12 protein-coding genes and 1 rRNA gene are annotated in these 12,407 nt (G+C 70.5%); 8 read left to right on the top strand and 5 right to left on the bottom strand.

Features of this window, described 5'->3' with window-relative positions; translation table 11 throughout:
- A 5S ribosomal RNA gene (gene rrf / locus ACYVIO_RS31830) occupies positions 1-103 on the top strand; the annotation flags it as partial.
- Between the two features lie 555 nt (positions 104-658).
- Here the strand turns inward: rrf and ACYVIO_RS31825 are convergent.
- A complete protein-coding gene (locus tag ACYVIO_RS31825; protein ID WP_460654623.1) occupies positions 659-1,600 on the bottom strand; it encodes a hypothetical protein in 942 nt (313 codons plus the stop codon).
- Here ACYVIO_RS31825 and ACYVIO_RS31820 point away from each other — a divergent pair.
- Positions 1,565-2,458, top strand: coding sequence for a hypothetical protein (locus ACYVIO_RS31820; RefSeq protein WP_460654622.1), 894 nt, complete (start codon positions 1,565-1,567; stop codon positions 2,456-2,458). The genes ACYVIO_RS31825 and ACYVIO_RS31820 overlap by 36 nt on opposite strands.
- A gap of 84 nt (positions 2,459-2,542) precedes the next feature.
- Positions 2,543-4,099: a PucR family transcriptional regulator gene (locus tag ACYVIO_RS31815; protein WP_460654621.1), complete on the top strand. Its 1,557-nt coding sequence runs from the start codon at positions 2,543-2,545 to the stop codon at positions 4,097-4,099.
- Here ACYVIO_RS31815 and ACYVIO_RS31810 read toward each other — a convergent pair.
- The 4 genes from ACYVIO_RS31810 to ACYVIO_RS31795 all read right to left on the bottom strand — a co-directional run bounded on the left by ACYVIO_RS31810 (position 4,090) and on the right by ACYVIO_RS31795 (position 7,865).
- Positions 4,090-4,941, bottom strand: a complete 852-nt coding sequence (locus tag ACYVIO_RS31810) for a polysaccharide deacetylase family protein (protein WP_460654620.1) — start codon at positions 4,939-4,941, stop codon at positions 4,090-4,092. The genes ACYVIO_RS31815 and ACYVIO_RS31810 overlap by 10 nt on opposite strands.
- The gene (locus tag ACYVIO_RS31805; protein WP_460654619.1) at positions 4,938-6,050 is read right to left on the bottom strand and encodes an oxidoreductase; all 1,113 of its coding nucleotides are present in this window, start codon (positions 6,048-6,050) and stop codon (positions 4,938-4,940) included. Before ACYVIO_RS31805 ends, ACYVIO_RS31810 begins: the two co-directional genes overlap by 4 nt.
- A complete protein-coding gene (locus ACYVIO_RS31800) occupies positions 6,047-6,631 on the bottom strand; it encodes a DUF1989 domain-containing protein (RefSeq protein ID WP_460654618.1) in 585 nt (194 codons plus the stop codon). Before ACYVIO_RS31800 ends, ACYVIO_RS31805 begins: the two co-directional genes overlap by 4 nt.
- Before the next feature lie 79 nt (positions 6,632-6,710).
- Positions 6,711-7,865: a DUF1015 family protein gene (locus ACYVIO_RS31795; RefSeq protein ID WP_460654617.1), complete on the bottom strand. Its 1,155-nt coding sequence runs from the start codon at positions 7,863-7,865 to the stop codon at positions 6,711-6,713.
- Between the two features lie 24 nt (positions 7,866-7,889).
- On the opposite strand from ACYVIO_RS31795, the gene ACYVIO_RS31790 reads away from it, so the two are divergent.
- The 5 genes from ACYVIO_RS31790 (at position 7,890) to ACYVIO_RS31770 (ending at position 12,406) form a co-directional block, all read left to right on the top strand.
- A complete protein-coding gene (locus ACYVIO_RS31790; RefSeq protein WP_460654616.1) occupies positions 7,890-8,999 on the top strand; it encodes an HAD-IIA family hydrolase in 1,110 nt (369 codons plus the stop codon).
- A gap of 188 nt (positions 9,000-9,187) precedes the next feature.
- Positions 9,188-9,736, top strand: coding sequence for a phasin family protein (locus ACYVIO_RS31785; RefSeq protein ID WP_460654615.1), 549 nt, complete (start codon positions 9,188-9,190; stop codon positions 9,734-9,736).
- A 1-nt stretch (position 9,737) separates the two neighbouring features.
- Positions 9,738-10,610 (top strand): hypothetical protein, encoded by an 873-nt coding sequence (locus ACYVIO_RS31780; RefSeq protein ID WP_460654614.1) that lies wholly within the window; start codon positions 9,738-9,740, stop codon positions 10,608-10,610.
- A 14-nt stretch (positions 10,611-10,624) separates the two neighbouring features.
- Complete coding sequence (locus tag ACYVIO_RS31775; RefSeq protein ID WP_460654613.1) at positions 10,625-11,443, top strand: TlyA family RNA methyltransferase; 819 nt, start codon at positions 10,625-10,627, stop codon at positions 11,441-11,443.
- 18 nt (positions 11,444-11,461) lie between these two features.
- Positions 11,462-12,406, top strand: a complete 945-nt coding sequence (locus tag ACYVIO_RS31770; protein WP_460654612.1) for an NAD kinase — start codon at positions 11,462-11,464, stop codon at positions 12,404-12,406.
- The last annotated feature ends 1 nt before the right edge of the window (position 12,407 follow it).

Raw genomic sequence — 12,407 nt, 5'->3', positions numbered from 1 at the left:
GTCGGGGAAACACCCAGTCTCCATTCCGAACCTGGAAGTTAAGCCCTTCAGCGCCGATGGTACTGCGACCGGGAGGTCGTGGGAGAGTAGGACGTCGCCGGACATTCACACTGTTAAGGGCCACCCCACACCGGGGTGGCCCTTAGCATTTTGTGGGGGGTCCGGAGCTGTTCGTACGACCCTGTATTTTTGTCTGTCTGAGCGCAACACCTACGCACGACCGTTAGGAGTCACCGTGGCTACGCCACCTCGTAACCCCCGTCCCGGCTCGGGTGATCGCCGTGGTTCGTCCGGTGGAGCCGGCCGTCCCGGTCGGGCAGGCGGTGGGCGTTCCGACTCCACTGGCCGTGGTCGGTCCGGCGCCGGCAGCTCGGGAGGATCCAGCGGTTCGGGCTCTTCCGGTGGCTCCGGCTACCGGGGTGCATCGGGTCGTGGCGACGGTCCCCGCGCTGGTGGACCGCGGAGTGGTGGTGCGCCGCGTTCGGGCGGAGCTCCTCGTACGGGTGGAGCACCCCGCAGTGGGGGCGCTCCTCGTACCGGTGGACCTTCCCGTGACGGTGGACCTTCCCGTGACGGTGACAACCGGCGAGGCTTCGCTGGGTCCCGCGGGGACGACAAGGCTGAGCGCGACCCCTTCAAGGGACAGCTCTCCGGTGACTCACGCAGCGGTGGACGTCCCGGCCGGCGTGACGAGGACGGATTCCGTCGCGACCGCCGTGAAGACGGGCCGGCCGGTCCGCGCGGAGGACAGCGCGACGACCGTGGCGGCTCGAGAGACGACCGCGGTGGGTACCGCGCAGGCGGCGACAACCGGGGTGCTTCCCGGGACGACCGCGGCGGTTCGCGTGACGACCGTGGCGGCGCCCGTGAGGGCGGCTTCCGCCGCGACGACCGTTCTGGTGGACGCTCTGAGCGCCCGACCGGCGGTTACCAGCGCGACGACCGCGGCGCTTCGCGCGGCGGAGAGCGTTCTGGTGGGTTCCAGCAGCGGGACGACCGTGGCCCTTCGCGGAGTGGCGAGCGGTCCGGCGGTTACCAGCGGGACGACCGTGGCGCTTCGCGTGGTGGAGAGCGTTCCGGCGGGTTCCAGCAGCGCGACGATCGCGGGGCCTCGCGTGGTGGAGAGCGTTCTGGTGGGTTCCAGCAGCGGGACGACCGCAGCGGGTACCAGCGGGATGACCGCGGTGCGGCTCGCGGTGGCGAGCGGTCCGGTGGATATCAGCGCGACGACCGCGGTGCGGCGCGTGGTGGAGAGCGCTCGGGCGGTTTCCAGCGCGACGACCGTGGAGCCTCGCGCGGTGGCGAGCGTTCTGGTGGAGACCGGGGCGGTGCGCGGTCCGGCGGGTTCCAGCGGCCGGAGCGTGGTGGGCGTGATCAGCGCGGGACCGGTGGGCCTCGGCGGGATGAGCGGGTTGCGGGACGTCGAGACGTCCGGGGCCGCGACAACCGGCGGGACGACCGGCGTGAGGAAGAGAAGGCTGGTCCGCGGCGCGACGACCCGGCGATCCCGGCCGGGATCACCGGTGCGGAGCTCGACCGTGGGGTCAAGGCGGAGCTGCGGTCGTTGCCGCGCAGCCTGGCCGACCTGGTCGCCCAGCACCTGGTCGCTTCCGGACAGTTCCTGGACGACCAGCCCGAGCTCGCGTACCAGCACGCCCGGGTTGCGCGCCGGCTGGCGGCACGCCTGGGTGGTGTCCGCGAGGCGGTCGCCATCACGGCGTACCTGGCTGAGCATTACGACGAGGCGCTGACGGAATTCCGTGCGGTACGGCGGATGACCGGCAACCACGAGGTCATGGCGATGATGGCCGACTGCGAGCGCGCGCTCGGCCGGCCGGAGAAGGCGCTCGCGCTGTCGCGGGAGCCGATCGTGCTGCAGCTCGAGGAGTCCACGCAGATCGAGATGCTGATCGTGGCGGCCGGGGCCCGGCGTGACATGGGCCAGACGGCTGCGGCGATCCAGACTCTCGATGTACCCGAGCTGAACAAGCGGACGCGCGCCGACTGGCTGCCGCGCCTGCGGTACGCGTACGCCGACGCGCTGGCCGAGGCCGGCCGGGACGAGGACGCGCTGATCTGGTTCCACCGCGCTGCCGGTTCCGACCAGGACGGTTCGACGGGTGCTGCCGAGCGCGCCGCTGAGCTCGAGGGCCTGAGCTTCACCGACCTCGACGACGAGGACGACGAAGACACGATCATCGAGGTCATCGACGAAGCCGACGCGGACGACGACGACTCGGACGACGTCGACGAGGTCGACACCGACGAGGACGGCGACGACCTCGACCAGGACGACGACGCGGACGACGAGGGCGACGACCTCACGGCCGTGAGCGACCAGGCCCCGGCCGACGTCGACGCGGACGATGACGACCAGGACGACGACGCGGAGGACGACGTGATTGTCGACGACGCGCTCGACGGCGAGGTTGAGGTCGACGAGGACAAGAAGGACTGAGCAACAGCACGGGTGAACGGCCCGGGTGGATGGTGAGTGATCACCGTCCGCCCGGGCCGTTTGTCGTTTCGGTACATTCAGACCGTGCTGACACTGGCCGGGCTCCTGCAGGACACCTCGCTGGAGCTCGACCTGCTCGTCACCGGGACCGACGGTGCGCTCACGCGCGAGGCGCTCTGGGTCCACAACACCGAACTGCCCGACCCCTCGCCGTACCTGCGTGAAGGTGAGATCGTCCTCACCAACGGCCTCTGGCTGCCTGAGACGACCCCCAGCGCGTTCGTCGAGGCCGTCCACCGAGCAGGAGCCGCGGGCATCGTCTTCGGCCTGCGCACGGAGACACCGCAGACGCCGACAGACCTGATCCAGGCCTGCGAGCAGCACGGACTACCCCTCCTGCAGATCTCCGTCGACGTCCCGTTCACCGCCGTCACCCAAGCCGCCTCGGCAACCCAGGCTGACCAGCGCCGCGAAGCCCTGGTTGACCTGGTCAGGCGAGGCGACGCGCTGGCGCAGGCGATCTCGCACGGCGCAGGCGCGTCCGGCGTACTGGCTGTGCTCAGGAGAGAGCACGACCTTCCCCTCGCCGTCGTCGACCGGATGGCGCGTCCGCTGGCGTCAGCCGGTACGACGCTGTCGCCGGAGCAGCTGCGCCTGGCTGCTGACGGCCTGACTCGGCACCCACCGCCGCTGGAGATCGACCTCGGCGGCGAGCACGGCAAGGCGACCGTCTTCCTGGTCGGCGCTGTAGGCGACACCGACGCCGCACTGCTCTGCCTGAAGCCAGTCACCGAGCTGAGCCGGGCCGAACAGGATGCCCTCGACCAGGCCGCCCGGTTCCTGAGCCTGGAGGTAGCGAAGCAGCAGGCAGTCCAGGCGATCGAGCTGCGGTTCGCCAGTGAGCTGCTCGACATGATCCTGTCCGGAGCGCAGCGCGCCGCCGAGGTCCCGGACCGGCTGCGCGCCTTCGGCGTAGACCCGTACGGCGAACTACTGGTCCTCGTCACGGCGTTCGCCGACAGCGACGCGACCCTGCCCGGCCTCTCGGAGACAGTCGGAGCGTTCTTCCTAGACCGCAGCCTCGCAGTAGTCGTCGCAGGCGGCAGCCAGGACGTCGTCGCCGTACTGCAACGCCCCCACCAGGAGACGCGCGAACTGGCGGACGAACTCCGCCAGGCCATCACCAAGCGCTTCCCGGACCAGCGCGTAGTCATCGGCCTCGGCGAACCAGCCCCCACGGCGCACCTCCTCCGCGAGCCACTCGTCCAGGCCCGCAAGGCCTGCCAGGTGCTCAGACGCCGCCCAGGCCAGTCAGTAGCCACCTTCAACGAGCTGGGCACCCACCGCGTGCTGCTCGGCCTCCAGGACCCAGAGACCCTGCGCAGCTTCGCCGCCGGCGTACTGCAGCCGCTACGCGACTACGACCGCAGACGGGACGCCGGTCTGGAGAGCACGCTCCGCGCCTTCCTCCAGTACGACGGCCAGTACGCCGCAACCGCCGCCGCCCTCTACGTCCACGTCAACACCCTCCGGAACCGGCTGGCCAAGATCACCGAGCTCACCGGCCGCGACGCCGCCCGGACCGAGGACCGAGTCGACCTCTACCTCGCCCTGGAAGCCGACGAGCTGTCTCAGGGGTAGACCGCCGGGTCGACGGCCGGCAGCGACACCGGCCGGACCGTCAACGACTCGTCCGCAGCAGCCCGTACGGCGAGGTCGCGGCACCTCATGAAGCTCACATCCCCACAGGACAAGGCGTACTCGATCAGTTCGCGCAGTGCGAGCAGCCGCCCGGGCCGCCCGGACAGGAACGGATGCAGGCACAGCGTGAACAGGCAGCGGTAAACGCGCATCCCGTCCAGCTCCGCCTTCCACAGCTCGAGCACCTTACGCGGCGACTCGATCACCGAGCCGATCTCTGGTGCCGGCAGATACGCGTACTGCTCCCAGTCGTCCAGCGACCAGTGCACCGGCAGCTCGACCACACCGCCTGCCTCCAGCAGGTAGGGCCGGTCGTCACCCATCAGCGACGAGTCGTAGAGCAGGCCGTGCTCTGCCACGAGTGCAGGCGTCTGCCGACTCGCCTCCCACAGTGCTGCCCGGTGCCCGCTCACGGTGATGCCCTGGGCATCGAACACGGCCAGCGCCCGCTCGAAGTCGGCCCGCTCCTCAGCTGGCGTCAGCGAGGTCGGCGGGCAGTGGCTGTACGAGTGGTGAGCCACCTCGTGCCCGCGCTCGACGATCGACGCCGCCAGAGCGGGTCGCTGCTCTGCTACCCAGCCAGGGACGAAGAACGTCGCCGGTACGGACAGGTCGTCCAGCAGGTCCAGGATCCTCGGTACGCCGACGTCCGGCCCGTACGACTGGTGCGACATCGTGGTGAGGTGCTCGGCGTACTGGCCGCCACGGGCAAGCACCGGGGACTCGGCGTCCACGTCGAACGTGAGTGCTGCCACCGCTGCTGCTCCGTCGTGCCAGGTCATGACCTGACAGCCTGCCACGCCTGGGCGTTCGCCAGCGTGACCGCGGGGTGCAGCATCGTCCGGTCGAACGTCGCCAGCTCACGCCCCTCCGCCAGGCGCCGCGGCAGGTCCGGGTTGGCCAGTGCGCCCCGGGCGATCGCCAGCAGGTCCGCGTGGCCGTCGTCCAGGACCTGAGCGGCCTGGTCCGGGTTGTGCATGCCGCCGTTGACGACCACCGGCAGACCGGTGAGCCGACGAGCCAGGCCGGTGATGGTCTGGCCTCCTGCAAGCCGAGCAGTGTCGATCCAGTTCCGCCCCTCGCTGGCGATGTGCAGGTACGACGCTCCGGCGTCGGCGACCGCCGGGAAGATCACTGCGGCGTCGGCAGCTCCACCGGCCCAACGGTGGATGAGATCGTTCACCTTGGTCTGCGACAGCCGGACGCCGACGACGAACGACGCGGGCACGGCCTCCACGACAGCGGCTGTGATGCGTGCGATCAGCCGGACGCGGTTGGACACCGAACCGCCGTACGAGTCGGTCCGCTGGTTCGTGTAGTCGGTGAGGAACTGGTCGAGCAGGTAGCCGTTCGCGCCGTGCAGCTCGACGCCGTCGAACCCGGCGGCGAGAGCGTTGAGCGCGGCCGTCACGAAGCCGTCGACGACCAGGTCGAGGTCCGCCGGCGTCAGCTCGCGCGGGACCGGCCACGGGCCGCGGCCGCCGTAGTCCGGCATCATCTCGCCGAGCGGCTGGATCGCGGACGGGCCGACCGTGCCCTCGGCGTACGGGTTGCCCTGGGAGATCGCGCCGGCGTGCATCAGCTGGGCGACGATGCGGCCGCCGTTGGCGTGGACCTGGCTCGTCACCTCGCGCCAGCCCTCGACGTGCTCGGCGGTGACGAGGCCTGGCTGGTTGAGATACGCCTGGCTGTACAGGCGATCCGTGTACGTGCCCTCGGTGACGACCAGGCCGAAACCGCCGGCCGCGAAGGAGCCGTAGTACTCGGCCATCTCCGGCGTCGGGACGCCCTCGGGCGTTGCCGACGTACGGGTCATCGGTGCGACGGCCAGGCGGTTCGGGAGCTGGAGCGGGCCGAGAACGGCGGGGGACAAGGCGGGATGGGCGGTCATCGAAGGTCCTCCAGGACGTCGAGAGCGAGATCGGTCGGGCCTGATCCGTTGATCACGGTCAGGTCCTGCGGGCAGGCCGAGAGCACGACGACGCAGTCGAGCTCGGCCCGGACGGTGATCGAGTCACCGGCTGAAGTTGCCGCGGGCAACCACTTCAAGCTGCCGTCGGGCGTGACGGGAACGCGCATGAACACGTTCACCGGCTGGGGTACGACGGGCGTCGTGTAGCCGAGGCCGGCGAGCGCGCGGGTCAGGTTCTCCGCGCAGGACGGGTGATGCGGTACGCCGAGCGCGGCGTACCGGGCCGGGTCGCAGGCGGCGATCAGCAGGTCGTGCTCGCCGGGCGAGGTGTCGGTGGTGAGGGTGAGGATCGGGCGGCGGCGGTTCGTGACGAACGATTCGCCGATCGCGGGGAAGAGTCTGCTGGTCGCCGTACGGGTGTGTGATGCGCTCAGGTACTCGTCGGCGGCGAAGGCGAAGAGGTCACCGACCTGCTGCCCGGCAACGTCGGTGATCCGGAGCGACGTACCGCGCTTGAGCTCGACGGCTCGGCCGGTTCGTGCCGGCACGGTGATGTGCATGACGGCAACTCAAGCAGCGCGGGACCCGGGATCGGGAGGGACGATCCTCCAGCGTTCGAGGCTCGGCCTGGAGGATTCTCTAGTCGAGCGTGCGGAACAGCAGGCCGACGCGCGGCTTCGGGCCGAAGGACGTCGCCTTCTGCGGCAGCACGATGCCGCGAACGGCTGACTGCAGCACCTGGTCCAGCCGGGGAGCTACGAGCTCGACAGCGGCCTGTGTCGGCCCAGCCAGTGCCAGTACGTCGCTGAGCGCGTGGTGGAAGGTCACGTCGTCTGCCGGAATGCCCCACGCGGGCAGCAGCTCCTCGTGCAGCAGTGCCACCGTCGGCTCGATCCGGTGGGCAGTAGAGCGCAGTGTGACCCAGGAGGTCCCGTCGGACACAGCCACCCGGTCCGGTACGCCGTCGACGCGTCCGGGGAGCACCTCCCAGCTCTCCGGCGTACGGCGGGCCACTGTCTCCAGCGACAGGCCTGGCACGAGCCGGTGGATCGGGTCGAGGGTCAGCGGGTGCCTGTCGTTGTCGACCAGCATGGCGAGGCCTACTGCCGTGCCCGGGCGGTGTGGCTCGCGCCGGGCGCGCTCCAGGTACGCGGCGTACCGGTGGTGGCCGTCGGCGATCAGCGCCTCGTGCGTGGCCAGCTCCGCGGCGATCATGGCCAGCTGCTCGGGGTCGTCGATCCGCCAGATGCGGTGGTGCGCGCCGTTCTCGGTGTCGGCCACCAGCCACGGGTGGCCCGACCGGGCCGCGTCGACGGCGTCACTGGCCGCCCCACCACCCCCGTACGCGAGCAGGATCGGCTCCAGATCCGCGTCGGTGGCCGTCATCAGTTCGAAGCGGTCGTCGACCCACTGCGGCATCACGTCCTCGTGCGGAAGCACCACCCGGCGCTCCGGATCGAGGGCGAGTGCGCCGACCAGTCCGCAGAGCACAGCACCCCGGAACTGCTGCTCGTAGACGTAGAGGGCGGGCCTGCTGTCCTGGATGACGACCCCGGCCTCCTGCCAGTCGACCAGGCGCCGCGCGGCACCGTCGTACCGGCTGGAACCGAGGTCGGGGTCGCGTGGAAGGATGAGCCTCACCATGTTGTGCAGATCAGAGTCAGTCAGCCGCCGGACCAGAGCCGGTTCCAGCACGTCGTACGGCGGCGACGTGACCGCGCCGAGCGCACTCACCTTGCCTGCGACGAACCGCCAGGCCCGCAACGGATCGAGGCGCAGGGTGGCATCAGACATGGGCGGCATCGTACGGGGGGACCGATGACTGACAAGCGCGAATCACCAGCACCACTGTCCGCTTGTGACGAACCGCTCGCCAGTGCGTACGACGTGGCGCTGCTGGATCTCGACGGCGTCGTCTACGTCGGGCCGGACCCGGTCCCGGACGCGCCGGAGAACCTCCGGAAGGCCGCCAAGGACGGGCTGCGGATCGGGTACATCACCAACAACGCGAGCCGGCCGGCCTCGGTGGTTGCCGAGCACCTCGCGTCGTTCGGGCTGGACGTGATCGCGGAGGACGTCGTCACGTCGGCGCAGGCCGCGGCGAAGCTGATCTCGGAGGAGTTCCCGAAGGGGTCGCCGGTGCTCGTGGTCGGTGGCGAGGGGCTGACGACGGCGCTCGAGGAGTACGGGATGAAGCCCGTCCGGTCGAGCGACGCGCAACCGGTCGCGGTGGCGCAGGGGTTCCACCCGGACGTGAGCTGGGTGATGCTCGCCGACGGTGCGCACGCGATCAACGAGGGCGCGAAGTGGTACGCGACGAATCTTGACCTGACGATTCCCACGGCAGGCGGGATGGCGCCGGGGAACGGGACGCTGGTGCAGGCGATTCGCGCCGCGGTCGAGGTGGATCCGGTGGTGGCCGGGAAGCCTGAGCCGCCGTTGCTGGAGACGAGCATCGAGCGGTTGAAGGCGAAGAACCCGTTGATGATCGGGGACCGGCTCGACTCGGACATCGCCGGGGCGCATGCGGTCGGGATCGCGAGTCTGTGGGTGGCCACCGGGGTGCATGACGCGCACGACTTGGCGCGGGCGCCGAAGAACGAGCGGCCGACGTACATCGCTGCTGATCTGAGCGCGCTGGGGCGGAAGCAGCCGGGCGTTGCGGTCGACGGGGCCAAGCACACCTGTGGCGGATGGACGGCCGAGGTTGTGAACGGTGCGGTGGCGATCAAGGGCGAAGGGGAGCCGTACGACGGGCTGCGGGCGATCCTGTCGGCGGTCTGGACGGCGACCGACGAGCCGGCCGGGAAGGCCAAGCCGGCGGCGAAGGCGGTCGGTCGCGGCAGGCGGCCGTTGCCGAAGCCGGGACCGGCGCTGGGCACGATCGCCATCGACGCGGCACTGCACCGGGTGGGGCTGGACAAGTAGCTCCGGCTCCGCGCTGGGGACCTTGAACACGAAACCGGGACCTGGGACACGCTATTCGGTGTTCCAGGTCCCGGATTGCTGTTCGAGGTGCGGGGTTCCGGCCGGGTGATCGGGGTGGCGGAGGGCGTCCGGGGTGGTGTAACGCGAGTGGCGCGATACCGTTGCGGGGACGACGCGAGGAGGCAGACATGGTGATGGACGCACTGCGCGGCTACGTACAGCTGGCGAACGGGCTGACCGAGGTGACTCGGCAGCGGGCGCAACAGGCGGCGAAAGCGCTGCTGCAGCAGACGGGGGCCGACGCGCTGACGTCCGGGCTGACCACCAAGGTCACCGACCTCGCCGACGAGATCGTTGCTACCAGCAAGAGCAACCGCCAGCTGCTGCAGGCGATCGTGGCGAACGAGGTCGAGGGCGCGGTGTCGCGGCTCGGGTTCGTGCGTCAGGAGGAGGTCGGCGGGCTGAGCCGGCGGGTGGACAAGCTCGAGAAGGAGCTCGTCGAGGCGCGTGCGGCTGCTGCCGCTGCTTCGAGCACCGTTGCCGCTGCCGCGCGCCCGGCTGCGGCTGGTGGTGGGGCTGCTGGTGATGCGCTCGCGCCGCGGAAGACGAGCAAGCCGCCGGTGAAGAAGGTGCCTGCGAAGAAGGTCGCCTCGACGAAGGCGCCGGCCAAGAAGGCTGCTGCCAAGAAGACGGCTGCGAAGAAGACCGCCAAGAAGGCTCCGGCGAAGAAGGCGTGACGTGACCGAACACCCCGGTGAGCAGGTTTCGCCCGCGTTCGACCCCGACGTCGAGCCTGGGTTCGATCCTGAGCCGACCGAGCGCCCGGCGCCCGACTACGACACCGAGCCGGAGCCCGAGGACACCGAGCAGACCTTCGCGGCCTCGCTGGAGGAGTCTGCGCGTGCTGAGGCCGAGCGCTTGGCGGAAGCCGAGTTCCAGGCCGAGCTGGAAGCAGAAGAAGCTGAACGGCGAGCTGAAGCTGAGTTGATGGCGGAGCTGGAGGCCGAAGAAGCCGCCAAGTCCCAGCCAGCACCTGCGCCAAGCCCCGCAGCACCTGCGGCGTACACCCCAAGGCCAGCACCGCCCGCGGTGCCCGGCTTCCAGCAGGTCTCAGCAGACGGCACCCCTGTCCAGCCGCGCCCGACGCCGCCGTCAGTACCTGGTTTCCAACAGGTGTCAGCGGACGGTACGCCGGTGGCGGAGCCTGTGCAGCCGCCAGCGCCGCGCCCTGCGCCGCCCGCAGTAGAAGGCTTCCAGCAGGTCTCAGCAGACGGCACACCTGTCCAGCCGCGCCCTGCACCTCCTGTGGTGCCTGGGTTCCAGCAGGTGTCGTCGGATGGTTCGCCCCTGCAGGAGCCTGCTCCGGTGCGGGAGCCCATCGGGCAGAGTGACTACGAAGAGGCGCGGGGCGAGGTCAGCTCGGCGTCTGCGGAGCGTTCGTACGAAGCCGACGAAGACGGTGTGCATCCGTTGGTGGAGGAGACGATGGCTCGGCTCGACGGGTTGCGGGAGCTGCCGGTGGGCGAGCATGCGGAGGTGTACGCCGAGCTGCACGAGCGGTTGCAGGCGGCGTTGGTGGAGGCGGACGCCGAACCGGGCGACCGGGGCTGACCGGGAAGGGACGCGTGGCCAAGGGAGGCGTCAAGCGGTCTCGGCTCGATGCGGAGCTGGTACGGCGTGGGCTGGCTCGATCCCGCGAGCATGCGAGTGAGCTGGTCGCGGCCGGGAAGGTGAAGGTCGCGGGCACCGTCGCGACCAAGCCCGCCACCGGCGTGGGAGCGGACGCGGCGATCCTCGTCGACACGTCCGAGACCGACGACCCGGGCTACGCGAGCCGCGGCGCGCACAAGCTGATCGGTGCCCTGGAGGCGTTCACCGGCGTACAGGTCAAAGGCCGGCGCGCTCTCGACGCAGGCGCGTCGACGGGCGGCTTCACCGACGTACTGCTGCGCAACGACGCCGCGAGCGTGATCGCCGTCGACGTCGGCTACGGCCAGCTCGTCTGGGCCCTGCAGACCGACGACCGCGTGACCGTGATGGACCGGACCAACGTCCGCACACTCACCCTCGAAGCGATCGGCGGCGACCCGGTCGATCTGGTCGTCAGCGACCTCAGCTTCATCTCGCTCACCCTGGTGATGCCGGCGCTGCTCGGCGTGGTCAAGTCCGACGGCGACCTGGTGCTGATGGTGAAGCCGCAGTTCGAGGTCGGCAAGGAACGTCTCGGCAAGGGTGGCGTCGTCCGCGACCCCGAGCTGCGCGCCGACTCCGTCCGCGGAGTCGCCGCGAAGGCGGCCGACCTCGGCTGGGGCGTCGAGGGCGTCGCGGCCAGCCCGCTGCCCGGTCCGTCCGGAAATGTGGAGTACTTCCTGTGGATACGGCGTTCCGCACCGCCTCTCGATGAGACGATGCTCCAGGAAGCCGTTCAGAACGGTCCCCAGTGAGCAGAAAGCAGGCCCCGCGTGGTTGAGCCGGTCGTCACCGAGCCGCGGCGCGTCCTGCTGGTCACGCACACCGGCCGCGACCAGGCCGTCGACGTCGCCCGGCAGACGCACCGGCTGCTGACCGAGGCGGGCATCATCGTCCGGCTGGTCGGCGCGGAGGCCGCGGAGCTCGACCTGCACCCGGTGGAGATCGCCGAAGACACCGACCAGGCGGCCCAAGGTGTCGAGCTGATCATCGTGCTCGGCGGCGACGGTTCGATCCTGCGCGGCGCCGAGCTGGCCCGCCCGCACGGGACGCCGGTGCTCGGCGTCAACCTGGGCCACGTCGGCTTCCTGGCCGAGGCCGAGGTGGAGGACCTGGAGCGGATCGTCGAGGTCGTGGTCGACCGCAGCTACACGGTCGAGGAGCGGATGACGCTCGCCGTCGACGTGTACGTCGGGGACGACCTGATCTTCGACACCTGGGCGCTGAACGAGGCGAGCGTCGAGAAGGCCGCCCGCGAGAAGATGCTCGAGGTGCTGGTCGAGGTCGACGGCCGTCCGCTGTCCCGCTGGGGCTGCGACGGGGTCGTGCTGGCGACACCGACCGGCAGTACGGCGTACGCGTTCTCCGCGGGTGGGCCGATCGTCTGGCCGGACGTCGAGGCGATCTTGCTGGTCCCGATCAGCGCGCACGCCCTGTTCTCCCGGCCGATCGTCGTCGCGCCGAACTCGCAGCTGATGGTCGAGCTGGTCGCGGCCTGGCACGGTCGCGGGGTGCTGTGGTGCGACGGCCGGCGGATGGTCGAGGTGCCACCGGGTGCCCGGATCCAGGTCCGTCGCGGCAAGACCCCGGTCCGGCTGGCCCGGGCGCACGAGGCGCCGTTCACCGACCGGCTGGTCGCGAAGTTCGACCTCCCGGTGCTGGGCTGGCGTGGCGCCGCCGAACACCGCCGCAAGAGAAGTGCACAAGAGGAGACCTGAG

Source organism: Kribbella endophytica (assembly GCF_054781295.1).
Note: the sequence above shows the minus strand (reverse complement) of the source record. Positions and strands in the feature narration are given on the sequence as shown.

Bases quoted from the DNA above. Each gene is read 5' to 3' on its own strand.
- ACYVIO_RS31810 (WP_460654620.1), bottom strand. From the start codon at position 4,941: ATGACCTGGCACGACGGAGCAGCAGCGGTGGCAGCACTCACGTTCGAC.
- ACYVIO_RS31805 (WP_460654619.1), bottom strand. From the start codon at position 6,050: ATGACCGCCCATCCCGCCTTGTCCCCCGCCGTTCTCGGCCCGCTCCAG.
- ACYVIO_RS31800 (WP_460654618.1), bottom strand. From the start codon at position 6,631: ATGCACATCACCGTGCCGGCACGAACCGGCCGAGCCGTCGAGCTCAAG.
- ACYVIO_RS31795 (WP_460654617.1), bottom strand. From the start codon at position 7,865: ATGTCTGATGCCACCCTGCGCCTCGATCCGTTGCGGGCCTGGCGGTTC.
- ACYVIO_RS31790 (WP_460654616.1), top strand. From the start codon at position 7,890: ATGACTGACAAGCGCGAATCACCAGCACCACTGTCCGCTTGTGACGAA.
- ACYVIO_RS31785 (WP_460654615.1), top strand. From the start codon at position 9,188: ATGGTGATGGACGCACTGCGCGGCTACGTACAGCTGGCGAACGGGCTG.